Raw genomic sequence first — 26,817 nt, 5'->3', positions numbered from 1 at the left:
ATCAACAATCAGACTGTGGATGGGGTATGACTGAATCGAAGGTGGTGGTGATCGGGGCGGGGCCCGTGGGCCTGACGCTGGCGATGGACCTGGCGTGGCGGGGCATTGACGTTGTCGTGATCGAGAGCCGGGCATCCGCGGAGCCGCCCGCAGTGAAGTGCAACACAATCTCCTCTCGCTCCATGGAGGTGTACCGTCGAATCGGCATTGCGCAAAAGATCCGCGAGGTTGGCCTGCCGCCGGATCACAGCACCGATGTTTCCTCGAGGACGGCCGTGACCGGCATCGAACTTTCGCGTCTGAAGCTGCCGTCGCGCAATGGTCGCAAGGCACGAGTTCCGTCACCGGACAGCGGGTGGCCGACTCCCGAGCCCTCGCATCGATGCAATCAGATTTTCTTCGAGCCGGTTATCTTCGAGTACGCTGCGCAACAGCCCCGCATCGAGATCCTGAGCCGTCATGAATTCCTGGGCTATGAACAGCAGAGCGATCGCGTGCTGGTCCGTGTGCGCGACCTGGAGACGAACGAGGAAAAGACTATCGTCGGCGCCTACATGGTCGGATGCGACGGCGGCCGCTCGAATGTTCGCCAGATGATCGGCTCCACCTTCGTTGGCACGGTGCAGATCCAACGTGTGCAGTCGAGCTTCATCCGCGCTCCGAAGCTGCTGGAGCGGCTCGAACCGAATCCTGCGTGGATGTACTTCGTCCTCAATCCTCGCCGCTGCGGCACGGTCATCGCCATCGACGGCAAGGAGCGCTGGAACGTTCACAACTTCCTCTATAACGATGAGGAATACGACGACATCGACCGGGACTGGGCTATCCGGCAAATCCTCGGCGTGGACCCGGAGTTCGAGTACGAGATCGTCTCGCAGGAGAACTGGATGGGCCGACGCATGGTGGCCGACAAGATGCGCGACGGCCGGGTCTTCATCGCCGGCGATGCATGCCACCTGTGGATCCCTGCCGCCGGCTATGGGATGAACGCCGGGATAGCCGATGCGGCCGAGCTGGCCTGGATGCTCGCAGCCGTCCTCCAGGGGTGGGCAAGCGAAGGCATCCTTGGCGCATACGAGGCTGAACGCAAGCCCATCACGGAGCAGATCTCTCACATCATCACCGACGTCGCGGTAGCGGTGAAGATGCAACGCCGCAATGTCCCCGAGAACATCGAAGAGGACAGCGCGGCCGGGGCGGAGTCGCGCAGGCAGGCGGGCGATGCCTCGGAAGAGCTGGAGGTCAAGCAGCAATGCTCCGCAGGCCTCAATTTTGGCTACTTCTACGCCGACTCCCCGATCATCGCCTACGACGCAGAGGCGCAGCCAGCATACTCCATGCACGAGTTCACCTCATCCACTGTGCCCGGCTGTCGGGCTCCGCACGTCTGGCTCGAGGGGAACCGGTCGCTCTATGACGAGCTGGGGCCGTTCTACACCCTCGTCCGCCTCGATCCCTCTGTCAGCGTGGATGCGCTGCTGCAGGCAGCGCAGGAACGGGGCGTTCCGCTCAAGCTGCTGGACCTCAGACCATCCGAAGCAGGAAGTCCCTACATCAGGAAGCTGACGCTCGTGCGTCCCGATCAGTATGTCGCCTGGCGTGGAGACGCCGTCCCTGCCGATCCGCTCGGACTGGTCGACCTGATCCGCGGTGCTGCCCGAGTCGACGAAGTTCTGGCAGCGTAAAGGTGCGCAAATGACTCGGACCAAGCAACAGCGCGAGAGCTCGGCAAACTTCTCCTTCGTTGCCCACAGCGATCAGGGGGGACGGCCGGATGGCGTACAGGTGATCGTTCACAAGGGCTATGCGTATGTTGGCCACATGTTCAATGACGGCTTCAGCGTCATTGACGTAAGGGATCCGCGCAAGCCCTCGACCGTTGCCTACGTGCCGATGCCTAAGAACACCCGCTCGCACCATCTCCAGGTTGCGGACGACCTTCTGTTGGTCATCAATGGTCCGAGTATCTGGACCCTGGCGCAGTTTCACGACCAGAGCAGGTACTTCGCGAACACGCTGACGAACTCCTTCCTCGACAGTGAGCTGCGCTTCTCGGCGGGGATTCGCATCTACGATATCAAGACACCTTCCGAACCGCGTGAGATCGCGTTCTTCAGCATCCCGGGGCTCGGTGTGAACCGCATCTGGTGGATTAGCGGCCGGTACGCCTACGTAGCGGCTCACATGGAGGGCTACACCGACCACATCATGGCGGTCGTTGACCTTGCCAACCCGCGGCAACCCACCATTGTCAGCCAGTGGTGGCTTCCTGGGCAGTGGACGGACGGTGGTGAGCTATCGCAGGTGCCGCAGGGCAAGCGGCACGCCGCACACCACGCGATTGTGACAGGCAGCCTCGCCTTCGGCGCCTGGCGCGATGGGGGGATCACCATCCACGACATCAGCGACCTGGCGAAGCCGAAGATGGTCAGTCACCTGAACTGGTGTCCGCCGTTTGCAGGAGGCACGCACACGGCCCTGCCGCTGCCCGATCGCAATCTGCTCGTGGTCGCTGACGAGGCGACGACCATGCACTGTGCCAATGGCGTGCCGCGGATCTGGATTGTGGACGTCAGCACCCCGCACCACCCGGTTCCCATCTCAACGTGCCCGGTGCCATCGGAAGAGAATTACTGTCGCAAGGGCGGAAAGTTCGGCCCGCACAACCTGCATGAGAACCGGCCGGGGTCGTTCCAGAGTTCGGATCTCATCTTCGCCACCTATCTGAATGCAGGGCTGCGGGTCTACGACATTCGCGACCCCTTCCGGCCGCTCGAGGCAGGGCACTACGTCCCGGCGGACCCGCAGGAGATGGTAGACCCGCGCCCGGGCGTGCCAGCGGTCGTCCAATCGGGTGACTTGTTTGTGGACAGCGAAGGATTGGTCTATCTGACCGACCCCAACGCCGGGCTGCACATCCTGCAATTCGAGGGTAGATAGGCGAGTGGGACGGCATCGCCTGTCGCTGCCCCATTCAGCAACAGACAATTCGATCATCCGGGTACGAGGGAGACAAAGATGAAGCTCGCCGACTTGAACAACTCGAGACCGAGGGCCGCAGAGCTCAGTGACCATGGACGCATGAGAAGGGCTTGCGTGGTTTGCGTGGCCGGCCTCACCATTGCCCCGCGCGGCTTCGCCGCGAACAAGTACCCGAGCGGCCCGGTGCAGCTGGTCGTTCCGTTCACTGCCGGAAGCGGTTCGGACCTGGTAGCGCGAGTGTTTGGGGAAGGCCTCGCGTCGGCCATGGGGCAGCCCGTTGTGATCAACAACCGGCCAGGTGCTGGCGGCACGATCGCGGCCGGCACAGTGGCCAAGGCCGAGCCCGACGGGCAGACCCTGGCCGTCGTGGGCATGGGGCACCTGGCAAATCCGGCACTCTACAAGTCACTGCCCTATGACACGCTGAAGGACTTCGCCCCCATTTCGCCCCTGGCGACCTTTCCCAACATACTCATTGTGCCTGCCAATGGAAAGATCAAGACTGCCCAGCAGCTGATTGCCCTGGCGAAGGCCAATCCAGGGCAGCTGAGCTACGGCTCCGGGGGGCGCGGAAGCGCGGTCCACATCAACATGCAAATGCTGATCGAGGCAGCTGGCATCGAGATGGTACACATCCCGCTCAAGGGGGCAGGAGAGATCGTCACGGAGATCGCCGCGGGCCGTTGCCAGGTTGGATGGGCGCCTCTTGGCGCAGCGCTCCAGATGATTCGGGTGGGCAAGGTGACCGCGCTGGCTATCAGTGCGAAGACCCGCTCCAAACTGCTTCCGGATGTCCCCACGATCGGCGAAGCGGGTTACCCCGCGGCGGAGTGCAACGTCTGGGTCGGCCTGCTTGCTCCCGCAAAGACTCGCACAGATGTCGTCAACCTGCTGAGCGAGCAGGTTCGCAAGGTGGCCACGGACCCGGCCGTGACGGAGAAGCTTGCAATGGTGGGCGCCGAGCCGATGACGATGACCCCCGTGCAGTTCGAGGCATTGATGCGCAAGGACTACGTCACCCTTGATCGCGTGATGCGCAAAGCGAGTTGAGATGGCTCCGACAATCGTCTCCAGTGCACCGCGCTGCGCTGCACCGCTGGCCAGCGTGAAGTATCCGCGTCGCTCGCTGCCAGAGAATGCGTGCGACAGCCATCTGCATATTCTTGGTCCAGCGAGGCGGTTCCCCTACGTATCGGAACGCGTCTATACACCTCCTGACTGCCTGATGCCGGACTACGAGCACGTACGTCGCTACCTTGGCGTGACGCGTTGCGTCCTGGTGCAGCCGAGCGTCTATGGAAGCGACAACCGCGTTTTGCTGGACGCCCTCAAGGGGCTCGGGACACAGGCGCGGGGCGTGGTTGTGCTGCGCGGAGACGAACCGCGAGACGCCCTCCACCTGATGCACGGGTTCGGCGTGCGAGGCGTGCGCGTGAACATCGTCGACGTGAGGAGCGCGCGCGCCGAGCTGCCAACAGAGCAATTGCTTCGCCTGGCAGACCTCGTCGGGCCCTTGGGCTGGCACATCGAGCTCCTGATGCACGTCGACAGGCATCCGGACATGGAGGACGTGCTCGCAACGCTCGGGGTTCCGGTCGTCTTCGGGCACATGGGCTACCTCTCGCGTGGCGTGGCCGACTATCGAGCCCCCGGAATGAAGGCGATGGTCTCGCTCATGAAGAGGGGGCTCGCGTGGGCGAAGGTGACCGCCCCGTATCGCCTGGACGACGTTCCCGCGTACCACAAGGCCAGGCGAATCGCACATTGGCTAAGCAGCGAGTGCATGGACCGTCTGGTGTGGGGAAGCGATTGGCCACACGTGATGGTCAGGACGGAGATGCCTCACGACGCGGACCTGGTCGACGTCGTGACGGAATGGTTCCCGGGCGCGGAACAGCAGAAAGCGCTCTTCGCGGCCAACGCCGCGCGACTCTACGGGTGGCCCTAACTCAGGGCAATCGACACAACTCTTCACTGGAAATCAGTCATGACACAAGCCTCTGGCGGGCTGTGGGTCCCTACGTCCACGCCCTTTGCATCCGATGGTTCCGTCGACCTGAACCTGTTCCTTACCCACTGTAAAGCGGTGCTCGACGAGGGAGCTGATGGCCTGGCGATCCTCGGTACGACGAGCGAAGCAAACTCGCTTAGCATGTCCGAACGCGCGGATCAACTCGACCTCCTGATCGGCAACGACATCTCACCATCGAAGCTGATGCCTGGCACTGGCGCATGTTCGATCGAGGACGCCGTGCAACTGACGAGCGCCGCCACCAAGGCAGGTTGCGCCGGTGTGCTGCTCCTGCCGCCGTTTTACTACAAGGGGCTCTCCGAGGATGGACTCTTTGCCTTCCTCAGCGAGTTGATTGAAAGGGTCGGTGCGGCACAACTGCGTCTGTACCTCTATCACATCCCCCCGGTTGCGCAGATCGGCTATAGCCTGCCGCTCATCGAACGCTTGCTCAAGCGGTATCCGAACACGATTGCGGGCCTGAAGGACAGCTCCGGCGACTTCGACAACACGTTGGCGGTAATCAGGAACTTCCCGCAGCTGCACGTGTTCCCCGGATCAGAGACGTTCCTGCTCGATGGCCTTCGTGCTGGCGCGGCCGGCTGCATCTCCGCGACAGGAAACATCAACGCGAAGGCCATCAAGGAAGTCTACGTGCGGTGGAAGGAGCCCGACGCGGACAGACTTCAAACGGCGATTGCTCGTCGCAGGAAACTCGCGGAAGCCTATCCGCTCATCCCGGCCGTCAAGGCGGTTCTGGCGGCCAGGTATGGCGATTCCGCCTGGAACAGGGTGCGTGCGCCGCTGCAGTCGCTCGATGGCGACCAGGCCTCAAGACTCATGGACCAGCTGGCGAAGGACGGCCTGGCTCGTGCGACGACCGGTGTGGTGGCCTGACGCAACCGGGCCAGTGCCTCGGCACATTGATTTCGACAATCAGGAGGAGACGGTGAGGAGAATCGCTGCAATGCCGTGCTACACGGCAAGCTGGCGAGGCGCGGCAGCGCAAGTGCGGCAGGTGGTGCATGGCCTTTGGAACCAGTACTTGCAGGGGATCTGGGTAATCCGTCCGGCCTTGTTGAACTGCCTGCTGACCTGTCTGGGTGGCGTCTTCGCGAACCTGCTGTACGACGGCTGGCGCCACGATGGGTGGACGTCGTTGGCCCGGCACTTCTGCGTCGGGTATCTCGGTGCTGTGCTCGTCGTTCTGTTAGTGCTTCCATGGCTTGGCAGACAAGCGCCTGCCAGCTGAGGCACGCGCGATCGAAGTAGCGGTGAACCCCTTCATCAATTCATCAGGGAAATGAAAAGTGGAAAGGCATCCTGTGGCCACATTATCAGCCGCCCTCTACGTCATCTGGGGACTCCTGCACTTGCAAGCGGCGTATGCCGTGTATCGCCTGGGAAGTAGCCTCGAGCCAGGGATGCTGCAAGGCCGGATGGTGCAGCACGCATGGAATCTTCTCTTCGCGTCCGTTGTAGCGATCTTCGTTGCCATCACGATGAACTCGCGAAATAGCCGCGAGGGCTATTGGCTCAACACCGTCCTTGTCGGCCTGGTCGACATGGGCTTCATCCTGTTCCTGCTGATCCCCGGCTATCTGCCGCTATGGCCCGGTCTCCTCGGGCCCGTCGCCTGGCTGCTTGCCTGGGGCTTGTCCACGGTGGCCTGCGTGAAGACCGCCAAAGCCGGGGCCTGAATACGTTGCCGCCGATCGTCCCACCCGATTCTGAACTGCGCTCTCAAGAGATCATGACCATGCTTACCCCTCCCACCAAAGTCATCCTCGGTACGGCTACGCCTGGCGGCGGTTTTCCGCTGTATGGCGACGCCGCTGCCGCGGCGATCAACGAGACAGACGAGACGCTTGATGTGCAGACGCGCAACACCGCGGGTAGCACGGAGAACATCCAGCTGCTCGAGACGGGCCAACTGGACCTGGCGCTGGTGGCCGGTGAGCCGGCCTACGAGGCCTTCGCGGGAATCGGCAGGCTCAGGGTCGACCTGAAGGTGATCGCTGCCATCTATTCAAGCCCGGGCATGTTCGCGGTCGGAGGCGCCAGTCCGGCACGCTGCGTGCAGGACCTGGTGGGCAAGCCCATCGCGTGGGGAACGCGGGCTTCGGGGATCACCTTGCTCGGCAAGTACGTCATGGATGGTCTGGGGCTGAACCGAGACATGGACTTCGAGCCGCGCTTCCTGGACCAGGCAGGGGACGGTCCGATCATGGTGGCAGAAGGGCTGGTGGCCGCGCAATGGGGGGCAGGCATCGGCTGGCCTGGCTTCACGGCAATCACGAAGGCAGGTGGCCGGCTGATTGGCCTGTCCGCGGCAGAGGTCGAGAGGGTCCGCGCCAGGCACAACTTCCTCACTCCGATCACTGTGCCGGCGGGCTCATATCCCGGCCAGGACGAAGCCATCCAGGCGGTTGGCTCGTGGAGCTACATCCTCGCTCGCCCGACGTTGCCAGAGGACACAGCCTATCGGATCGCCAAGGCGCTGGACCAGGGACATGACCGACTCATCAGCCGCGTCAGGCAAGGTACGGAGACTCGCCCGGAGAACACGTTCGCGGCCGCCCCAGGCCGGGAGAGCATCCACAGGGGTGTACTGCGCTATCTCACTGAACTTGGCATCGCGAAGCAATAGGGCCGAGCTGACAACGAAGCCGGGTTGCATCAATAGAAGAATTAGAAGGTGGAGGTAGACAAAGTGAAGCCAGGCAGGCTGAAAGTAGCAGTCTCATTTGCCGCGTTGATTCCAGCGCTTGCATCGGCACAATCGTCGCTAACCATTTACGGTGTCGTGGATACCGGTGTGGAGTATGTCAACAACGTAGGCGCGTCGAAGGACAATCTGTTTCGCATGCCAAACCTCAAGGGTACCGTACCTTCGCGCTGGGGGATGCGAGGCATCGAGGATCTCGGTGGCGGACTAAAGAGCGTTTTCGTCCTCGAGTCCGGGTTTTCACCGGATACCGGTGCTTCCAACCAGGGCGGTCGGTTGTTTGGCCAACAGGCGCTCGTCGGCCTGTCAGGCAAATGGGGGCAGATTTCTTTCGGGCGCCAGTACACGATGCAGTCCTTGTCGACGCTTGATGCCGATATCCTTGGCCCGAACCTCTACGGATTGGGTTCCCTTGACAGTTATATCCCGAATGCCCGTGCCGATAATTCCATTGTCTACAAAGGGACGTTCGGCGGCCTGACCGTAGGCGGATCCTACAGCTTTGGCCGCGACGGGGTGAATGCCGGCCCGAGCGCGGCCGGCACCAACTGTGCCGGCGAAGACCCAGCGGACAGGAGCGCTTGCCGTGAGTGGTCGGCATTGATCAGATATGAGACAGGCTGGTGGGGAACCAGTGTTTCCTACGATTCCATCCGCGGCGGTCCTGGCGCCTTTGGCGGACTTACGCGCAGCAGCCTGTCCGACAACCGGCTTTCGATTAACGGATTTGTGATCCTCACCAGAGCCAAGCTGGGAATGGGGTGGTTGCGTCGCGACAACGAGGCCACGTCACCGTCGATCAGCGATATCTGGTTCGCTGGCCTGGCTTACGACATTACGCCCGCCTTTACGCTTGCCGGCCAGGCCTACTATCTGAAATACCACAGCAGTGCGAACAAGGCGCCGCTGTTCGCGCTGCGTGGAACTTACAGCTTGTCAAAGCGGACCTCGGTATACGCCACGGCCGGCTACATCAACAACGGCGGGAAGTTGGCGCTGTCCGTAAGCGGTGGCTCTGCCGGCTCCAATCCCCCACCCGGCAGTAGCCAGTTCGGTGCGATGCTTGGTGTAAAGCATGTGTTCTAGAAGCGTTCATTGCCGACGATACCTGACAACACTGCCGTGACGCTGCCAACGGGAGCGGCGACGCCGCACTTCGCCGACTCTTTCGCAGCGCACGCGGTCGGTCTTGTCCCTCACCGCCCCGGCGCTGACGGTCGCACTGGGCTGGGGAGGCGCTGGCCTTGGAATGGTCTAGAGGACAATACCGTGCTCTGACGTTGACTCGGGGACATCGCTCTTCTCGCCAAGCATATCCATGAGTTCGCGTTCGATCTTCCAGGAGATCTGTGCCATGGGTACGTCATTGGGCATTCCTTCGAACGGGTTCTCCGTGCTTTCACCCACCTGCTCCAGCGCGAGGTACATCCATGAGATCATCGTGCTGAATGGAATGACCAGCCAGATCATGTTGCCATGCATGAAGCCTGAAACGCTGGCATCGAGCTTTTCGAACTCCGTAAGAATGCCAAAAGGCAGCAGCAGACAAAAGGTACGGACAAAGAGCTTGTTGACGACCGCATATTGCCTGGGATACGGATAGTCCTTGATACGCTCCGCCCGTCCTTGCTGCGCGAAGCAGCCTCTGATCGATGCTACCAACTCCAAATAGAACGCATTGCTGATCTCGCCAGCGTCAAGGAACCGCCTGATCGTCGCGGACTGCGTTCCCAGCAACCGGCTTGCCTTGCTCTCGGCGTGCGCAAGCGCGTCGAGCTCGGCCTGGGGCAGATACCGCGCAAGCGCTTGTTCCAATGGCGTCTCCCACTCTGGAACCCGGTAGTACTTCCGGTACTCCACGTTGGATGCCTTGCCCACGTTTTCCCAGATCCTTGGGGTCCTCAGTTGGTAGCGCAGCGCCGTCAGCCACGCGCAATGCCGGAGAATCAGGTCTCGCCCGCCCCCCTGCCCGGCCAGGAAGTCCCGGCTCATCACACCCAGACACCGGCTGCCATTCAGGATCTCAGTCCAGATCTGCTGTGCCTCCAGGGCCCTGCTGTAGGTCTGCACGTTCCTGAAACCCACGATGAATGAAGTGGCCGTGCCCAACAGCAGCACAACCGAGACCGGGATCGACAGCCATTTGAGTCCGAGGAACTGATAGAGGACAACTGGCAGCGAACCGCACGCTAGCGAGGCATAGAGCAGCCGTCTCGACCAGAACGTGAACTCGGATATTGTGTACGATTTCCCCAGGTGCATGGTGCGCATCTCACAGCGGTATGGCAGGTCGCAGGGCCGAGGTCCGAACTGCCGGCAGGCAATTTATCTTATCGGAACACCCGCTGGATCAACGTCACCAGCACACCCGCAAGTCCGAGCACAGCGACCAGTCCGAAATAGTCAATATGCGCCAGCAAGGCGGATTCCCTGGCCAGCAATTGGGCGATCTGGGCCGTCGCCAATTGCGCCGCCTGCGCAGCACCGGTCGCATTGATCAATGACTCCTGGAGCTTCTGAAATGTCTCCACGAAAACGGGGTCGCCCGACGCCACCCGCTCATTGAGAACGGCATAGTGCGCGGTCGTCCGCCATTGCTGCCCGAGTGTCGCCAGTGTGATGCCCAGTGCGACGCCGATTTGCGCGAGCATGTTCTTCATCTGTTGGGCATTGGCGAAAACCGACTCGTCATATTCGAGTTCCCTGAAGGTATTCATGGCAGCCACGGGCATGACGATCAGAGGAAATACGCTATAGATGGCAAGCGCCGGCAGGATGTCACGCCACATGTTGGCATGACCATCGATCCTGGAGAGCCATGCACCGTACACGGCGAGCGCAAGGAAACCGATGACGAGAAACTTTCGTGGAGACGGGTAACGTGGCAAGATCCGCATCATGACGCACCAGGTCAGGATCCCCCCCGCAAAACCCAGCGCCTCGAATTCGCCCACGGTCGCCCACGCAAAACCCAAGGTTCGCTGCAGCAACGTCGGGATCATATAGTTGTTCGCGCCAAGCATCACGTAGCCAAACAGGAACAGCGCCACGCCCGACACGTAGCGAACGCTCAGCATTTCGCGCACTCGCAGTATGGGGTTATCTCCGGCATGCTGGGCGCGCCCATAGAACATCAAACCGACGACTGCCAGGGCAATCATTATCCCAATCGGCAGTACGTCTCCATAGAAGTCATAATAAAAGCGCTGCAGTGCGTAGAGCAGCAGGAAGCTTCCGCCTATCAGGATGATCTGTGGCCACAGGTCCGGCTCCGAACGATGCTCCGGTGCGACCAGCGGCCGATCGTGCAGGACCACTGATGCCAGTGGTATGAGCGATCCGGCCAATGCGGCAAGAAGCCAGTAAATGGCGCTCCATCTTTCATGCGATACCGCGAGCGACGCCAACCAGGGTGCCGCCGAAATGTTCACCGCCACACCGCCGGCAAGGTACTTGATGCCGACGAATCGCGTGGGCCCGGCGAGCACGTGATGAATCATCATGCGGGCGCACGTGAACAGTGCGCCACCGCCGAGTGCCATCACAGCCCGTCCTGCCAGGAATGAAAAGAAGTCATCACTGGTGGCGCACAGCACGGCACCAGTTGCGCAAATGGCAGTGGCGTACTGGACGAATCGGCGCGGCCCAAGGCGCTCCACGCACCAGCGCGCCATGGAGATCGAGAGAATCGCCACGCTCGCGTAGATCACCGAGGCAAAACTGAAGTCCTCCGGGGTCATGCCCAATTCGCCCATGAGCGGAACGGCGGCAAAGGCGGTCATTCCCGACTGCAGGAAATCGACGGAGACCAGCAGGAAAATCATGGCGTAGAACAGGCGTCCCGGGCTGCTTTGAGACATGTCGAAGCCTCTCCTGATTCGCGAAGGCGCTATTGATTCGCCTGGATGATCTTCTGCACAACGTCGTCTGCGCGCGCCAATTCGCCGGCGAATACGTCGGTCTGGTAACCGTGGGTTCGAGATCCCGGAACAACCAACCGCGTGCCGTCGCGCTGCCGAGTGTCCACCACCACTTTCATCGATAACCCCAGTTGCAGGGGATGCTTTGCAATCTGCCGGGGATCGAGCGCTATGCGGACCGGCACCCGTTGTACGACCTTTATCCAGTTTCCCGTCGCGTTTTGTGCCGGCATCAGGGAGAACGCACTGCCGGTACCGGCGTCCTGCCCAATCACCGTGCCCTCATAGATCACGTCGTCGCCGTACACATCAGCATAGAGACGGACGGACTGCCCAATTCGGATATGCCGTAGCTGGGATTCCTTGAAGTTGGCGTTGACCCACAGGTGGTCCAGCGGCACCACCGACATCAACGAGATTCCCGGGCTGATCTTCTGGCCTACCTGTGCGCTACGCTTGGTGACCACGCCAGTCACAGGCGCCGGCACCTCGGTGCGGTGAGCCGCCACATAGGCGTCGCGGACCTGAGAGGCCGCGGCCCGTACATCGGGATGCGTAGCGATCGTCGTGTGCTCAACCTGAGCAGTGCTCGCAGCCAATTGATGGCGCGCGGCATCCAGGGCGGCGACAGCCGCGCGTACGGTGTCTTCCGCGTGTCGAGCCTCTTCGCCGGGGATGGCACCGCTGCCCACGAGTTCCTTCCGATGAGCCAGGTCGGCCCTGACCCTGGCAAGTTCGATCTCCCGCAGTCGCTGGTTTGCACGAGCCTGCTCGGCAGCGGCGTATTGGGTACGCACCTGGCGTACTGTCTTGGCCAGCTGAGCTTCAGCTCGCGCAAGCGCCAGCTTTGCGTCGGTATCGTCAAGCTTGACCAATGGGTGTCCTGCGGTTACGTAGTCGGTGTTGTCTGCGCTGATGGCAGTGATTACGCCACTTACCTGGGCGGTCACCGATACGACGTTGCCATCGACATAGGCGTCTTCAGTGGACTCTCTATATCGACCGGCGACGAGCCACCAGACAGCGATGCCAAGTGCTAGCAGCACTAGCAGGATCGAGCCCGCGATTCGCCAGCGAGGCGCACCACTACCCCTGCCGCCATCCGAATCGCCTGGCTTGCCTCCAGGCCCAGAATTAGCTGCGCTGGCATTCATGGTGAGTTCCCAGGAGTCATGATTCTTCCGCGAGGCGAGGATCGGGGGAGGATGTCGGTGCATAGCCTCCACCAAGCGCGCGAATCAGGTTCAAATGCAACTCGCGTTCGCGAGCCTGCGATTCGATGACTAGGCGCTTCTGCAGCAGTACCTGGCCTTCAGCGATCAAAACCTGCAGATAGCTGGCGACGCCACTGCGATACCGGCTGATGGCCAGGTCGTACGCTTGCTGGGTGAGTTGTAAGGCCTCGTTCTGTTCCCTCTCTTGCGCATCGAGCCAATGCAGCGATACCAGTTGATCGACCACATCGTGGAGGGCATCGATCAGCGTCGCGTTATACGTTTCGACCGCTTCGTCGTAGGCGGCCTGATTCAATACAAGATTGCCGCGTCGGCGACCACCGTCGAAGATGGGCAACGTCAGGGCCGGGCCGATACCGATTACCCGACTACCGGCTGAGAGAAAGTCGTCAAAGCCGAGCCGCTCCAGTCCGACGAAGGCATTCAAGCTTATGTTTGGATAGTATTGTGCCCTGGCAACCTTTATGTCCAGGCGGGCCGCTTCGACCCGCCATCGCCCCGCGACGACATCAGGGCGACGGCCGATCAACTCGACGGGAAGATCACTCGGTAATTGCACGATCCCAACTTTGGCAAGGTGCGGCCGTTGCACGACCAGGCCGGCGTCCGGGCCTTTTCCTTGCAGTGCTGCCAGCTGATTGTTGAGCAGTGCGATGATTTCGTTGAGCGACGCAATGCGCTCACGCGCAACTGGCAACGCGGCCTCGGCCTGGGTCAGTTCCAGCTTGGAGTCGATCTGGGCAGCAACCCTTTGGCGCGTCAATGCCAGCGTCTGTTCGCGTTGCTTAAGCGTGCTTTCGGCCAGGTCACGCAGGTCGTAGGCTGCATCCAGGCGTAGATACGTCCTTGTCAACGTTGTGGTCAGCACAAGCCGTGCGGCTTGCAAATCGACCTCCGTGGCACGGGCACGATCCAGCGCGGCCCCCATGGCCGCGCGGTTCTTGCCCCAGAAATCGAGTTCGTAAGTGACGCCCAATGCTGCGTCATTGACGGTTTGCCAGGTGCCCGCGATCGGTGGTGGCACGGTGCCCGCCTCGCTGAAGCGCCGACGTACGCTGGTGGCGATGACGTTAACCTGTGGGTAGAGCGCGGCCCCGGCAATGGTGGACACGGCTTGCGCAGCCCTGACTCGTGCCTCGGCAACGTGCAGGCTTGGCTGCCCCTGCAGTGCATTACTGATGAACCGGTTGAGCTGATCGTCGCCCAGGGCGATCCACCACTGTTCACTCGGCCAGGCTGCGGCCGAAAACGAAACCGATGAAAGACTCTGCGCCGCTTCCAGATCCTGCGGATCGATGGCGTTGGCACGCGTGCGCAAGCCGCTGAAACTCGCGCATGCTGCGAGCAGCGTGGCGGCGAGCATCATGGGGGCTAGCTGAATGAGCCCCCTTTTCATGTGGCGACTGTAACCATGATCTGGCACGCCCTCGCTCGCTGTTTTGAGGCTGTAGCTTCGACACGTGCATTGGCTCGCGCATTCTCTCGCGAGCCAATACTCCGCACGAAAGGCAATAAACTTCAGTTCCCGAACGGAGTCGTCAGTTCCGTCTCGTTCGTGTCCACCACAAACACCGCGAGTTTCATGGAACTTCCTGTTCTTCAGTTGGCGTATGTGGGCTTTAGGGTCCTGCCTGTGAGCGGCGGAGCCATTCGTCTAAACCGATGCGGCCGAGGCGCGCCTCGCCCAACGGCACCAGGGAATGCTCTTCAATACGACCGCCGAAGTATCGGGCTTCGGGGTCACGCACGACCTCACGCGGGTCGCCGCCCGCCTTCAGATAGCGGGCGACGATTTCGTTGAGTGGCGCGCGCTCCGGGCCGGCGATCTCGACGATGCCGTTTTGTGGCGCCGCGAGCGCCACATCGGCAACCATGGCGGCGACGTCGTCGGACGCGATCGGCTGGAACTGCCCTGGCGAAAGCCTGACTGTGTTTCCATCCACACTGGAATCGGCGATGCCGCCGAGGAATTCCATGAACTGGGTCGAGCGGATAATGGTGTAGGGAATGCCGGAAGCCTCGACCAGCTTCTCCTGGGCGACCTTGGCGCGGAAGTATCCATTGTCTGGCGTTCGGTCGGTCCCGACGATGGATAGCGCCACATGGTGCCCGACACGCGCTTTGGCTTCCGCCGCGAGAAGGTTGCGGCCGGAGGTCTCAAAGAATTCCAGCACCGCCCTGTCTTCAAATGACGGCGAATTGGCGAGGTCGATGACCACATGCGTGCCGGCCATGGCCTCCTGGAGTCCCTCGCCAGTAATGCTGTTGACACCGCTTTTGGGCGAGGCGGCAATGACCTCGTGGCCGCCCTGCCGAAGAATGGCGACAGTCTTCGAGCCGATTAGGCCGGTGCCGCCGATGACGACGATCTTCATGGTTCACCCTCCATTGCCGACCACGGGAGCCCCTTGAATGGGCTCGCATGTGACTAGCACAATACTACAAAAAAAGCAAATCACAAGGATGTCGGCGCCTGGACAGCGGGCCGTGCTGGGAAGCTGTTGCGGGGGCGCTCTCGCTTATCGGCGTATCAAGCGACAGACACAAATTTTCAAATTTAGACTAGCCCAAGACCTGGTGCCATGCCGACGCAAGGTAAATTCAACGACGATACACAGACCGCATGAATTGCCCCAGTGCGTTGACGGACGGCGCCGCGGCATGAGGCTGGCAAGCACCATAGGCGCACGCGGCTGACGCCAAGATCGCGGCAACGTGACGCTATGGTTACACCACCGGTTGTGGCGCTGCTACCCGACCCTGAAAAATTCCACGCTCTGTCCCGCGTTGACCGCCCGCCGCAGCCAGTCCGGCATCTCGCCCTGCCCGTCCCAGCTCATTCCCTGGGCGTTGCGGTAGCAGACTGCCGATGGCGGGGGTGGCGGAGGCGGTGGCGGATCGAAGCACCCCGCCGCTTCCAACTCCCCCATGGTCAGCCCATAGTCCGCCATCTGGACCTGGATCCATCGGATCGCGTCCTCCCGCTCATTGTTGCCTGTCATCGTTGTCGTCACTGCCGTCGCTGCCGTCGCTGCCGTCATCCGGATTCAGGGCGGCGCCCGGCGCGCCCTGCTTTTTGTCCTGTTGTTCGTTCGACTTGTCGCCTTGTTTCTCCGTCGGCGCCGGGCCGCCGGCCTTGCGCCGACGCCCGCCGCCCTCCTCTCTTTCGGGCGGCTCCACCCGCAATTCTGCCAGCAGCTGACGTGCCAGCGCCGCTTCGGCTTCGGCGCGCTCGGCCCGGCGCTGCGCCGCGGCCAGCTCGGCGTGGATGGTTTCCACGTCGTTGGCTGATTTGCGCTGCGCCTGCTCGGCGTTGATGAGCCAAAGGGACGATCACCCTTGGGCAGTGAAAGCGCAGTGCCGGACCAAATCCGGCCGCTCGTGAACGACCGATTTCAAGCTTCCCAATGAACCTTCGTGATCAGCTGCTGGTCTGGTCGCTACAGAAGTAGACCCATGCTGAGTGACCTCTGCGTTTTGGACTTGGCCCGGTTGTCCGGGGAGACGTCAGATGGGTCCATGACTGCCTCATAGGACTCCCGGACTCTTGCTCAACTCGCTAGGCCCGCCCAACTCCAGGCGCCTTAGAGTTGAGATCGGCCGTGCGGAGCGTGCCTCCGCCAGAGCGCCGCGGCCGAGCAGCAAGAACGCGGCCTCACCCACGCCGCGTGCCGCGGGACTATCGCGCCGCAGTCGATTCGCGCTCGAACTCACGGATCACCGGGTTGCCAAGGATGGCATCCCTTCCCGCCTCGATCAGGCGATCGACGTCCCTCTCGGGCAGACGAAGTCTGGTCGGCAGATCGTTCAGACTTGCAGCACGCTCCTTGTCGAGGGCATCAAACGAGATCCGCGTGACGAAGAATTCGACTTCATTGCACCGCCAGCCTGGGCGGCGTGCAGCGATCTCCTGCTGCCGAGAATGCGGCATGCCACACCGATACGCCACGAGGTCGTCGCGCCACTGCTGCATCATGGGAACGAAGGCGTCATAGGTCATTCGAACGTTGGTCGCCATTCCCGCGTCGATGGCCGCGCTTGCGACTTCGATTCCGGATGGGCCATCCTGGCTTTGGTTCCAATCGCCGCGCGGGCCCTGACCGGCGTCAACAACGATGAAAAGTAGCCGCCGCACATTGATCGCGTCGTTTTCGCTCATGGGACCGTAAGCCGTGCCCAGCAGCAGGCGCGATTGCAAAATGGTGGCCAAGCCGTAGTTGTCGGTCACCCCGCCGTCGACCAGCTTGATGTACTTTCCCTTCGAAGTGTCCCGGAGACCGCGAACGGCGATTGCCAACGCGCCAAACAGCAGCGATTGCCCAGGCCTCTGGGCGTGGTCAAGGTTCGGCAGCGGTGCACTGCAAGCCTCGGGATATTTTTGAAGGACGATCGGTGCGAAGAAGAGCGGGACCGCCATGGATGCGGCGACGGCCTCGGAAACGGGAAAGCTCGCGAGATCACTGCATAGCGTATCGAATGCCAGCTGGCTGAATGGGAACGCGACCCGGTAGTAGACGTTCGTGGCGTTGATCCAAACGATTGGCTTGCCGCGGCGGAACATGTCGGCGTACGTCGCGCCCTTGAACACGTCTTCGTCGAGCCATGTCTGGAGACCTTCCCGATCGTTGAGCCCCCCCGCGAAGAGGCGCGCAAGGTTGACCGGATTCAGGAGACTGAAGCGAAGTCCCGCCTCTCCGTCCTTCAAGAGCACTGATCGAAAGGTCGCCAGGCTGGCCTTGCCGTGCAGACCGTAGTACGCAGCGGTGATGGAGCCTCCGGACACGCTGCTGATGAATGCGACGTCGTCGAGCAGGGACGCGCCCCCAGGACCTCCCATGGCGTCGAGCCCCTGCAGCGCGCCGAAGGCGAAGGCTGCGGCTCGCGTGCCACCGCCAGAGAACGACATGGCGACGGTTGTCTGGCCGGCGACGTCGGTGGGTTCGCGCATGGCCGCAGATGCGCTGCCAGCCGCGGCCTGAGGCAGATTGCGCGGAGCATTGTGAGGAAGCGACCCGCAGGCACTGAGTCCCGCAAGTAGAAGCAGCATCAGAGTGCGGTAGGCCCTGCCGCAGGCGTGTCGCTCTCTCCCTGCCCCCCCCATTCGCCAAGGCAGGCTGCTCTTGCGGCGAAGAGTGTGGTCATGTCGAAACTTCCACATTGGACTAGGTCAGGAACGGGCTCGGCGTGGTGGCGGCCCGCAGGAAGGGAAGGTCGAGTTTCGTTGCCGCCAGGATCCGGTGTGCCGGGTCCCTCGGAATATTACGGCATCTCCATGGGGGCCGCACTACCCGCAGATGGCGCCTGGGCAGCTTCGGGAGAAAGTTGGAGGGCGGACGAAGATCAATCAGGTACTGAATGCTAACTTGACCGACCTTGATTGGTTCGCTTGGTGCCACGCCGCTAGCGGTCCTTTTCAATCTCCTCCAAGTTATCGGAGCCGCCACAGGCGGGATGGGTGTATTCGAGTTGAATGTGCCTCCCGGCTCGCATGTTCCACCGCCGCATAGCTACACATTTAAGGAAGAGTGCGTCTATGTGCTGGAGGGCATACTTCGGTATTCGGTCGATGGGTAGTGCAGCCTTGTCGCGCCGCGTCTGCAGGAGGATGTCGAGTTCGGCGCCATGTTCGTCGACCGCTCACCATAGCAGGTAGGGCTCACCGCGCAACGTCACGAACATCTCATCCAGATGCCACGTGCTGCCTGGCTTGCGCCGTGCGGCTTTCACACGATGCGCGAACCCCGCGCCGAATTTATCGCACCAGCGGCGGATCGTCTCGTAGCTGACGATTACGCCGCGCTCGAACAGCAATTCCTAGATGTCACGCAGGGCACGCGGCCACGCAGGAGCGGCATCGTATCGGCTGGACCAGCAAGACCCGCGCGGCAAGCGGCCGACCGCTACGACATCCTGGGGATCGCGCCCGAGTTTGGCGGGCGGGCGGGCAACGCCGTGATGTAAGTCGGCAAGTTCGGCGCGCTATCCGGCGCTGCCTTCTCTTCGTTCCAGAGCAATGGTAATGAGGTGGCGGACAGCGACGTCGTCGGACGCGAGTACGGCACCTACCTGAGTTACGCCAGCGGCCCCGTTTCGGTGGGTGTGGCCTATGACGACCTGCACGTCGGCACGTCGGCCAACCTCATCGGCGGCGGCGCCAGAAGGGTCCCATCACGCTGATCAGCGCACACGCTCGGCCTGTGCCCAGGCCAGGTCGGCAACCCGGACAAAACGTTCTCCCATCGCATGCGCATCGGCACTGGACGCGGTGCCTCGCGCCACCCTTCCCTTGATGCCATGTAGGATGGCGGCAAAACGGAACATGTTGAACGCAACATAAACGTCCATGCCCTCGATGCCAGCACGGCCCGTACGCGCACAGTACGCCGCCACGTAGGCGGCCTCATTCGGCAGGCCCGCGTGCGCGAGGTCGATCCCCGCGATGCCGCCAAGAATATCGCGCGGCATCCGGTACATCATGGCGTGATAGGCAAAGTCGGCCAGCGGATCGCCAAGTGTCGACAGTTCCCAGTCCAAGACCGCAAGCACGCGCGGCTCGGTAGGATGAAAGATCACGTTGTCGGCGCGAAAATCGCCATGCGTGATGGCTGTCTCGTCAGCCTTTGGAAGATGCTCCGGTAGCCATTGGACCAGCCGGTCCATGGCCGGATGCCGACCTGCCATTTCGTCCTCAAGATACTGCTTCGACCATCGGGAAATCTGCCGCGCCACATATCCGTCGGGCTTGCCATAGTCGCCCAAGCCGATCGCTTCGAAGTCGATACGATGCAGTGCGGCCAGGCACGCGTTCATAGCGTCGAGATATGCCGCGCGTTCGGTGCGGGGAACCTCGGAAAAACTCGCATCCCAGAAAATCCGTCCCTCGACCATGTCCATGACAAAGAACCAGCTCCCGATCACCGACTCATCCGTGCATAGGCAGTGGACAGCGGGGACCGGGTAGCCAGCCTGGCCCAGGGCCTTCATCACGCGCGCCTCGCGTTCCACGGCATGTGCGCCTTTGAGCAGTTCTCCCGGGGGCTTTCTTCTCAGGACATAGCTTCGTGTTGGCGTACGCAGACGATACGTCGGGTTGGATTGGCCGCCGCTGAACTGGTCGATGCGCATCGGCCCGGAAAAGCCGTCCACGTTCTGCTGCATCCAGCGCAACAGGGCCTCTTCATCAATGTGATGTTGCGCACGTACGGGAACGGTGGCGCTGGTGTCATGCTTAGCCATGATGAAAGGCACCCAGCGTGTCGCGCTTGATCTTCCTGGCCAGCGACCATTTGTGGACTTCGGTCGGACCGTCGTAGATCCGGAATGCCCGGACTTCACGGAAAACCTGCTCCACGACGGTGTCGCGGGACACGCCCATGCCGCCGAGAATCTGCACGCAACGATCCGCCACCCGGAACAACGCCTCCGAGACAGCTACCTTGGCCATGGAGCTCTCCGCGGTCCCCGCGTGGCCGCCGTCGAGCACGCCAGCGCACCAGTCGATCATCAGCGCGGCCTGCTGCAGGTCGATCAGATTCTCGGCCAGCATGAAGCCCACCCCTTCATGGTCGATCAGCAAATTGCCGAAGGCCTCGCGCCTGGAGGCATAAGTGCGCGCGATCTCATCGGCCCGCGCGGCGCCGCCGAACCAGCGCATGCAATGCGAAAGCCGTGCCGGCGCCAATCGGACCTGCGCATAACGGAAGCCCTCGTTCACCTCGCCCAGCACCTGGTCCTGTGGCACGCGCAGGTCATCAATCAGAACCAGCGCATGTCCGCCGGGCATCGAACTGTCGATGGTATCTACCAAACGCTCGATGCGAATCGCCGGGTGCGGTAACTCGACAAGGAACATCGTGCTCTGCCTGCGATCACTGTCCCCGGTGCGCGCCATCAGAATGCCCACTTTCGCACCTTCCGCACCCGTGATGAACTTCTTGCGGCCCCGGATCACCCAATCGTCGCCGTCCTTGACCGCCGTAGTTTGGAGCATGGACGGATCCGAACCGGCACCGCCCTCCTCGGCAGGCTCGGTCATGAAGAACGCGGAGCGCGCCTCGCCGCTGACCAACGGCGCGAGAAAGCGCTGCTTCTGCGCGGCAGTGGCAACCTTGCCGAGCAGAAGCATATTGCCCTCGTCAGGCGCCATGGTGTTGATCGCAACCGGCCCGAGCGGCGACAGGCCCGAGCGCTTGAGCACGGCCGCGGTCTCCAGCTGGCTCAGGTGCGAGCCATCGGGCAGAATGTGTGGAGTCATGACACCGGCGGCGCGGGCCTTGTCGCGCAGTTCGGCGACAAGATCCGCGGATGGGCCATGGGATTCACAGCGCGGATCGCGCTCATAGGGCACCACAACGTCGCGGACGAAGCGCTCGACGCGGTCGGCAAGGATGCGGCTTCTTTCAGTGGGGCAGTCGGTGAACATGATCGGGGTTTCCTCAAAGCGTATTGACCAGATGACCGCCGTCCACAGCGATCACAGCACCTGTCATGTATCGGGACGCATCGGACGCGAGCAGCAGCAGCGGTCCGTCCAGGTCCTCCGGCCGCCCCAGGCGATGCTGCGGTATGCGCGTGATCAGCGCCTTGCCGCCATCGGTCTGCCAGAAGTCCCGATTCAGTTCAGTGTCGATGTAACCAGGCGCGAGCGCGTTCACGCGGATGCCGTGGCGCGCCCATTCCAACGCAAGCGTTTTGGTCAACTGCACGACGCCCGCCTTGGAAACAGCATAGGAAAGAACGCCTCCGGCCTGCCGCAGCCCCAGCACCGACGCGACATTGACAATGCTGCCGCCACCGCGCGCGCGCATGCCCCGCGCCAGCGCCTGTGCGACGAAGAACATTCCCTTGAGATTGGTGTCCATCACCACGTCCCAATCGTCTTCGCTGTGCCCGAGTGCTGCGCTCTCCCGCACCAGCCCCGCATTGTTGACCAGGATATCGACAGGCTCGATATCGCTTACCAGTGCAGATCGTGACGCAGCATCTGTGACATCGAGCCGGACACACTGAACGGAGCCATGCGCGCTGACCTTGTCAGCCACAGTCCTGAGCGCGTCGAGACGGCGCGCGGCCAGCACGACCTCTGCCCCATGCGCGGCCAGGACCTGCGCGAAATGCGCCCCAAGCCCGCTAGATGCGCCGGTGACCAGCGCGCGCTTGCCTTGAAGGCCGAATAAGGTGTCCTGCATATCTTTCCCCGATCCCGGCGCACACGCCATGTTGTATCAAGCGCTCTTCATCATGTCCTCGACCACCTTCTTGGCGTCGCCGAACACCATCATGGTCTTGTCCATGTAGAACAGCTCGTTGTCCAGCCCGGCGTAGCCGGCGGCCATGGAGCGCTTGTTGACGATGATGGTCTTGGCCTTGTAGGCCTCCAGGATCGGCATGCCGGCAATCGGCGACTGGGGGTCGTTCTTGGCCGCCGGGTTGACCACGTCATTGGCGCCCAGCACCAGCACCACGTCGGCCTGGCCGAACTCGCTGTTGATGTCTTCCATCTCGAAGACCTGGTCGTAGGGCACCTCGGCCTCGGCCAGCAGCACGTTCATATGGCCCGGCATGCGGCCTGCCACCGGGTGGATCGCGTACTTCACGGTCACGCCCTTTTCGGCCAGCTTCTCGGTCAGTTCCTTGAGCGCGTGCTGGGCGCGCGCCACGGCCAGGCCATAGCCCGGCACGATGATCACGGTCTCGGCGTTGCCCATCAGGAACGCGGCATCGTCGGCGGAACCCGACTTGACCGGGCGCTGCTGCTGGTCGCCCGTTGCTGCCGCCGCCGTCGCGCCGCCGAAACCGCCCAGCAGCACGTTGAAGAACGACCGGTTCATCGCCTTGCACATGATGTACGACAGGATCGCACCGGAGGAGCCCACCAGCGAGCCCGCGATGATCAGCATCGGGTTGTTCAGCGAGAAGCCGATGCCCGCCGCCGCCCAGCCCGAGTACGAGTTCAGCATCGACACCACCACCGGCATGTCGGCGCCGCCGATCGGGATGATGATCAGCACGCCCAGCACGAAGGCGATCGCCAGCATGATCAGGAACGGCAGCCAGTCCTGCGACAGGAAGAAGATGACGCCGAAGCCCACCATCGCCACCGCCAGCAGCAGGTTCAGCCAGTGCTGGCCGGCAAACACTACCGGCGCGCCCTGGAACAGGCGGAACTTGTAGCGCCCGGCCAGCTTGCCGAAGGCGATCACCGAGCCCGAGAACGTAATCGCGCCGACGAAGCAGCCGATGAAGAGCTCGATGCGGTTGCCCAGCGGGATCAGGTGCGAGCCTGCCGGGCTGATGCCGAACGCCGCCGGCTCGGCCACCGCCGCCACGGCGATGAAGACCGCGGCCAGGCCGATCAGCGAGTGCATCGCCGCGACCAGCTCGGGCATCTTGGTCATCTGCACTTTCTTCGCCACGTAGGCGCCGATGCCGCCGCCGACCACGAGCGCGGCTAAGATCAGCGCCAGGCCCGTGCCCACCGACGACTGGGCCGTGCCCGCCGCGAGGAATTCATTCTTCAGCTTGATGATCAGGACCAGCGTGGTCACCGCGGCAATGGCCATGCCGATCATGCCGAAGGCATTGCCCTTGCGCGCCGAGGCCGGGTGCGACAGGCCCTTGAGCGCCTGGATAAAGCAGACCGAGGCCACCAGGTAGAGCAGGGTGACGAGGTTCATGCTGACAAGACCGGTCATCACGCGCCCTCCCTGGCCAGCGCCGGCTTTGCCTCAGGCGCCTTGGCCTTCGGTTCCTTCTTCTTGAACATCTCCAGCATGCGCTGGGTGACCAGGAAGCCGCCGAACACGTTGACCGCGGCCAGCGCCACCGCCAGCGTGCCCATCACGCGCCCGACCCCGCCTTCGGTCAGGCCCGCGGCGAGCATGGCGCCGACGATGATGATCGCCGAAATCGCATTGGTCACCGCCATCAGGGGCGTATGCAGGGCTGGCGTAACCGTCCAGACCACGTGGTAACCCACGTAGATCGCCAGCACGAAGATGATCAGGTTGATCACCGTATGGTTGATAACTTCCATCTCCCCTCCTTGATAGGCTCTTCTCATGCGTTGCGCGTGACGGCGCCGTCGCGGGCCAATAGCGTTGTCGCGACGATGTCATCAGCGAGATCGATGCTCAACTGCCCTTCACTGGTAAGAATCAGCTTCAAGAAGTCGAGCAGATTGCGTGCATAGAGGGCGGACGCGTCGGCCGGCACCATTGCCGCGAGATTGGTATGGCCGACGATCGTCACACCGTGCTTCACCACCACCTTGTCCGGCTCGGTGAGCGGACAGTTGCCGCCGCGGTGGCCATCGATCTCCGGGCCACGGCCCGCCGCGAGGTCGACGACCACCGAGCCGGGCTTCATCGACCGCACCGTGTCGGCGGAGATCAGCGTCGGTGCCGCGCGCCCGGGGATGAGTGCCGTGGTGATGACGACGTCGGCCTGTTTCGCGCGCTCGTGGACGAGCAAGACCTGACGCGCGAGCCAGCTCGCAGGCATCGGCCGGGCGTAGCCGCCGACGCCTTCGGCCGCCTCGCGCTCTTCCTCCGTCTCGCATGGCACGTCGAGAAACTTCGCGCCGAGCGATTCGACCTGCTCCTTCACCGCTGGGCGCACGTCCGACGCCTCGATCACGGCGCCGAGCCGCTTCGCGGTCGCGATTGCCTGCAGGCCAGCCACGCCCGCGCCAAGAACAAGCACGCGCGCGGCCTTCACGGTCCCCGCCGCCGTCATCAGCATCGGGACAAAGCGCGGATAGAGCGCCGACGCGACGAGCACCGCCTTGTAGCCGGCGATGTTGGCCTGCGACGACAGCACGTCCAGACTCTGCGCCCGCGTGGTCCGTGGCGCGGCCTCCAGTGCAAACGCCGTAACGCCGGTGGCGGCGAGCTGCGCGGCGTTGTCGGTATTGAACGGATCTAGCATGCCGACCAGCACCGCGCCGCGCTTCATCAGCGACAGCTCGGCTGCGGTGGGAGACTGGACCTTGAGGATGAGATCGGCACCGAATGCGGTCACCACATCGACGAGTTCCGCGCCGACCGCGGCAAACGCGTCATCGGTAAAGCTCGCGCCGAGCCCGGCACCGCTCTGGATTGTGACCCGGTGACCCTGGCTGACGTATTTCCTGACCGTTTCCGGCGTCGCGGCAACGCGGGTTTCGTAAGCGCGCGTCTCGGCTGGCACCCCGATATGCATAGATTTCCCTTCGAATCCGTTTAAGGAGCTTGCGAAAAGGTTGGCGACGGGAGTAGCGTCCGGCTTCCCGCGCAGAAATCATTATGGCGCGTTGCGCTTGCGATTCATCGTCGGAACAGACGGATTCGATGGCACCACGTAGCGCGCGTGGCCGACATCGATCCGAACTGCCGACGCCCTTCGGTTGTGCGGATCCCAAGCAGACGCATCTGAATCGGGCCTGTGCATTCTTAAAAGGACGTTCGGCGACGGACATGCCCGCTCACCTGTGCACCCGCATCGCGGTCAAGGCGGAACACGTCGACGAGACCCACAAGGCTGAACGCGGCGATCATTGCAAACGCAAGCGTGAAGTCACTCAGCGGAGTTGCCTGCACATCATTCGCGTGGATCCATTCCGCCAGGCGCAGGACGATCGCACCGACCGCGACACCCATGCCGATCGTGATCGGATACAACGTGCTCGACAGCGTCGCGGCGGCATTCATCTGAGACGCCGGAACGTCCGCGAAGCTGAGCGTGTTGTAGGCGGAAAACTGCAAAGAGCGCGAGAGTCCGCTCACGAACAGCACACTGCAAATCCAGACATGGGATGTGGCCGGGCCGAGGAAACACATCGCCGCCAGCGCAGCGGCATTGACCGCGCCGTTGACAAGCAGCACCGTGCGAAAGCCGAAATGCTTCATGACGGGCGCCGTGACCAGCTTCATCGATAGGTTCCCGGCAAACACCGCCAGTGTGAGCAGCCCGGATTCGAACGCATTCAGCCCAAGGCCAATCTGGAACATCAGCGGCAGCAGAAGCAGCAGCGCACTGATCGAAACCCGGAACAGAGATCCGCTGCCGAGCGCGACGGCAAACGTCTTGATGCGGAATGCGGACAAGTCGACGATCGGGTTGTGCGAGCGGCGCAAATGGATGAGCCCGCCTGTGCCGACGACGCCCCCTATGGCGAGGAACACCAGCACTTCAGACCAGCGCCCGATGCCTCGGCCGATGAGCTCCGTCGCGTACAGCAGTGTCGTACAGGCAACTCCGCAAAGGATGAAGCCTCGCATATCGAATCTGCGCTGCGCGCCTTCGCGCGCATTGCTGACGAAGCGCAACGTGAGCAGGACGCCGACGATCCCGAGCGGCAGGTTCAGAAAGAAGATCCAGCGCCATGACGAGTAGGTCGCGATAAAGCCGCCAAGCGGGGGCCCGATGACCGGCGCAATAAGTCCGGGCCAGGTAATCAGCGTGATCGCGCGCATCAGGTCTTCCTTGCGCGTCGCTCGCAGCACCGCAAGCCGCCCCACCGGCACCATCATTGCGCCGCCAATGCCTTGCAGGATACGCGCCACCGTAAACGAAGCGACCCCATCGGCCATGCCGCAAAGAGCGGAAGCTGCCGTGAAGACCGCGAGTGCGCTGGCGAACAGCGTACGCACGCCGACGCGATCAGCTGCCCAACCGCTCACCGGGATGAAGACTGCAACTGCCAGCAGATACGCCGTGACACCAATGCCGAGGTCTGCCGGGAGAACGTTGAACGAGCGCGCCATCTGCGGCAACGCCGTGGTGATGATCGTAACGTCCAGGTTCTCCATAAAGAATGCCGCGGCAACCAGCGCAACGACCAGCGGCGACTCCGTGAGTCCGCGATGATCGTCTGCGGGGGTAGGCGGTACGGAACCGGTCATCGGCGGCACTCTGACGAGATCCTGCAACGCGAACCGGCTCTGCGGAGCCGGCCATCCC

The 26,817-nt window shown here is 62.6% G+C and carries 25 protein-coding genes and 1 pseudogene; 10 read left to right on the top strand and 16 right to left on the bottom strand.

The genetic code is table 11. The features are described 5' to 3' along the window. Positions 1-26 precede the first annotated feature (26 nt). From ACW4E8_RS17350 to ACW4E8_RS17310, 9 genes are all read left to right on the top strand, one after another. Positions 27-1,685, top strand: coding sequence for an FAD-dependent oxidoreductase (locus ACW4E8_RS17350; protein ID WP_456805631.1), 1,659 nt, complete (start codon positions 27-29; stop codon positions 1,683-1,685). 10 nt (positions 1,686-1,695) lie between these two features. Beyond that, complete coding sequence (locus ACW4E8_RS17345) at positions 1,696-2,940, top strand: LVIVD repeat-containing protein (protein ID WP_456805630.1); 1,245 nt, start codon at positions 1,696-1,698, stop codon at positions 2,938-2,940. A 78-nt stretch (positions 2,941-3,018) separates the two neighbouring features. Further along, positions 3,019-4,032, top strand: coding sequence for a tripartite tricarboxylate transporter substrate binding protein (locus tag ACW4E8_RS17340; RefSeq protein WP_456805629.1), 1,014 nt, complete (start codon positions 3,019-3,021; stop codon positions 4,030-4,032). A gap of 1 nt (position 4,033) precedes the next feature. Continuing rightward, complete coding sequence (locus ACW4E8_RS17335) at positions 4,034-4,930, top strand: amidohydrolase family protein (protein ID WP_456805628.1); 897 nt, start codon at positions 4,034-4,036, stop codon at positions 4,928-4,930. 39 nt (positions 4,931-4,969) lie between these two features. Then, positions 4,970-5,890 (top strand): dihydrodipicolinate synthase family protein, encoded by a 921-nt coding sequence (locus tag ACW4E8_RS17330; protein ID WP_456805627.1) that lies wholly within the window; start codon positions 4,970-4,972, stop codon positions 5,888-5,890. Positions 5,891-5,960: 70 nt separating this feature from the next. Beyond that, positions 5,961-6,245 (top strand): hypothetical protein, encoded by a 285-nt coding sequence (locus ACW4E8_RS17325; RefSeq protein ID WP_456805626.1) that lies wholly within the window; start codon positions 5,961-5,963, stop codon positions 6,243-6,245. A gap of 73 nt (positions 6,246-6,318) precedes the next feature. Next, positions 6,319-6,693 (top strand): hypothetical protein, encoded by a 375-nt coding sequence (locus ACW4E8_RS17320; RefSeq protein WP_456805625.1) that lies wholly within the window; start codon positions 6,319-6,321, stop codon positions 6,691-6,693. Between the two features lie 59 nt (positions 6,694-6,752). Continuing rightward, on the top strand, positions 6,753-7,643 hold the full coding sequence (locus ACW4E8_RS17315) for a TAXI family TRAP transporter solute-binding subunit (protein WP_456805624.1): 891 nt from the start codon (positions 6,753-6,755) through the stop codon (positions 7,641-7,643). Positions 7,644-7,691: 48 nt separating this feature from the next. Then, positions 7,692-8,807, top strand: coding sequence for a porin (locus ACW4E8_RS17310; protein ID WP_456805623.1), 1,116 nt, complete (start codon positions 7,692-7,694; stop codon positions 8,805-8,807). Positions 8,808-8,975: 168 nt separating this feature from the next. On the opposite strand, the gene ACW4E8_RS17305 is transcribed toward ACW4E8_RS17310, so the two are convergent. From ACW4E8_RS17305 to ACW4E8_RS17265, 9 genes and pseudogenes are all read right to left on the bottom strand, one after another. Continuing rightward, entirely contained in the window at positions 8,976-9,983 is a 1,008-nt protein-coding gene (locus ACW4E8_RS17305; RefSeq protein WP_456805622.1) for a bestrophin family protein, read from the bottom strand. 68 nt (positions 9,984-10,051) lie between these two features. Continuing rightward, positions 10,052-11,581 (bottom strand): MFS transporter, encoded by a 1,530-nt coding sequence (locus tag ACW4E8_RS17300; RefSeq protein ID WP_456805621.1) that lies wholly within the window; start codon positions 11,579-11,581, stop codon positions 10,052-10,054. A 29-nt stretch (positions 11,582-11,610) separates the two neighbouring features. After that, positions 11,611-12,795, bottom strand: a complete 1,185-nt coding sequence (locus tag ACW4E8_RS17295) for an efflux RND transporter periplasmic adaptor subunit (protein WP_456805620.1) — start codon at positions 12,793-12,795, stop codon at positions 11,611-11,613. Between the two features lie 16 nt (positions 12,796-12,811). Beyond that, positions 12,812-14,242 carry an efflux transporter outer membrane subunit gene (locus ACW4E8_RS17290; protein ID WP_456805619.1) on the bottom strand — a complete coding sequence of 477 codons (1,431 nt, stop codon included), beginning with the start codon at positions 14,240-14,242 and terminating at the stop codon, positions 12,812-12,814. 253 nt (positions 14,243-14,495) lie between these two features. Further along, positions 14,496-15,251: an SDR family oxidoreductase gene (locus ACW4E8_RS17285; RefSeq protein ID WP_456805618.1), complete on the bottom strand. Its 756-nt coding sequence runs from the start codon at positions 15,249-15,251 to the stop codon at positions 14,496-14,498. Between the two features lie 375 nt (positions 15,252-15,626). Next, a complete protein-coding gene (locus tag ACW4E8_RS17280; protein ID WP_456805617.1) occupies positions 15,627-15,878 on the bottom strand; it encodes an H-NS histone family protein in 252 nt (83 codons plus the stop codon). Continuing rightward, entirely contained in the window at positions 15,862-16,155 is a 294-nt protein-coding gene (locus ACW4E8_RS17275; protein WP_456805616.1) for a hypothetical protein, read from the bottom strand. The genes ACW4E8_RS17280 and ACW4E8_RS17275 overlap by 17 nt, the downstream gene beginning before the upstream one ends. Positions 16,156-16,555: 400 nt before the next feature. Further along, positions 16,556-17,824: a patatin-like phospholipase family protein gene (locus ACW4E8_RS17270; protein WP_456805615.1), complete on the bottom strand. Its 1,269-nt coding sequence runs from the start codon at positions 17,822-17,824 to the stop codon at positions 16,556-16,558. Positions 17,825-18,450: 626 nt separating this feature from the next. Then, positions 18,451-18,690: pseudogene (locus ACW4E8_RS17265) on the bottom strand (DDE-type integrase/transposase/recombinase); the annotation flags it as partial. Positions 18,691-18,900: 210 nt separating this feature from the next. On the opposite strand from ACW4E8_RS17265, the gene ACW4E8_RS17260 reads away from it, so the two are divergent. Further along, on the top strand, positions 18,901-19,053 hold the full coding sequence (locus tag ACW4E8_RS17260; protein WP_456805614.1) for a hypothetical protein: 153 nt from the start codon (positions 18,901-18,903) through the stop codon (positions 19,051-19,053). On the opposite strand, the gene ACW4E8_RS17255 is transcribed toward ACW4E8_RS17260, so the two are convergent. From ACW4E8_RS17255 to ACW4E8_RS17225, 7 genes are all read right to left on the bottom strand, one after another. After that, positions 19,054-20,112, bottom strand: coding sequence for a phosphotransferase (locus ACW4E8_RS17255; protein WP_456805613.1), 1,059 nt, complete (start codon positions 20,110-20,112; stop codon positions 19,054-19,056). It lies immediately after the preceding gene. Next, positions 20,105-21,298 carry an acyl-CoA dehydrogenase family protein gene (locus ACW4E8_RS17250; protein WP_456805612.1) on the bottom strand — a complete coding sequence of 398 codons (1,194 nt, stop codon included), beginning with the start codon at positions 21,296-21,298 and terminating at the stop codon, positions 20,105-20,107. The genes ACW4E8_RS17255 and ACW4E8_RS17250 overlap by 8 nt, the downstream gene beginning before the upstream one ends. 13 nt (positions 21,299-21,311) lie before the next feature. Continuing rightward, positions 21,312-22,064 carry an SDR family NAD(P)-dependent oxidoreductase gene (locus ACW4E8_RS17245; protein ID WP_456805611.1) on the bottom strand — a complete coding sequence of 251 codons (753 nt, stop codon included), beginning with the start codon at positions 22,062-22,064 and terminating at the stop codon, positions 21,312-21,314. A 36-nt stretch (positions 22,065-22,100) separates the two neighbouring features. Beyond that, complete coding sequence (locus ACW4E8_RS17240) at positions 22,101-23,570, bottom strand: NAD(P)(+) transhydrogenase (Re/Si-specific) subunit beta (protein WP_456805610.1); 1,470 nt, start codon at positions 23,568-23,570, stop codon at positions 22,101-22,103. Further along, positions 23,570-23,911 carry an NAD(P) transhydrogenase subunit alpha gene (locus ACW4E8_RS17235; protein ID WP_456805609.1) on the bottom strand — a complete coding sequence of 114 codons (342 nt, stop codon included), beginning with the start codon at positions 23,909-23,911 and terminating at the stop codon, positions 23,570-23,572. Before ACW4E8_RS17235 ends, ACW4E8_RS17240 begins: the two co-directional genes overlap by 1 nt. Before the next feature lie 23 nt (positions 23,912-23,934). Continuing rightward, positions 23,935-25,077, bottom strand: a complete 1,143-nt coding sequence (locus ACW4E8_RS17230) for a Re/Si-specific NAD(P)(+) transhydrogenase subunit alpha (RefSeq protein WP_456805608.1) — start codon at positions 25,075-25,077, stop codon at positions 23,935-23,937. 230 nt (positions 25,078-25,307) lie between these two features. Beyond that, a complete protein-coding gene (locus tag ACW4E8_RS17225; protein WP_456805607.1) occupies positions 25,308-26,759 on the bottom strand; it encodes an MFS transporter in 1,452 nt (483 codons plus the stop codon). Between the last annotated feature and the right edge of the window lie 58 nt (positions 26,760-26,817).

Source organism: Cupriavidus sp. CP313 (assembly GCF_054072015.1).
This window is presented reverse-complemented; position numbering and strand designations above follow the sequence as displayed.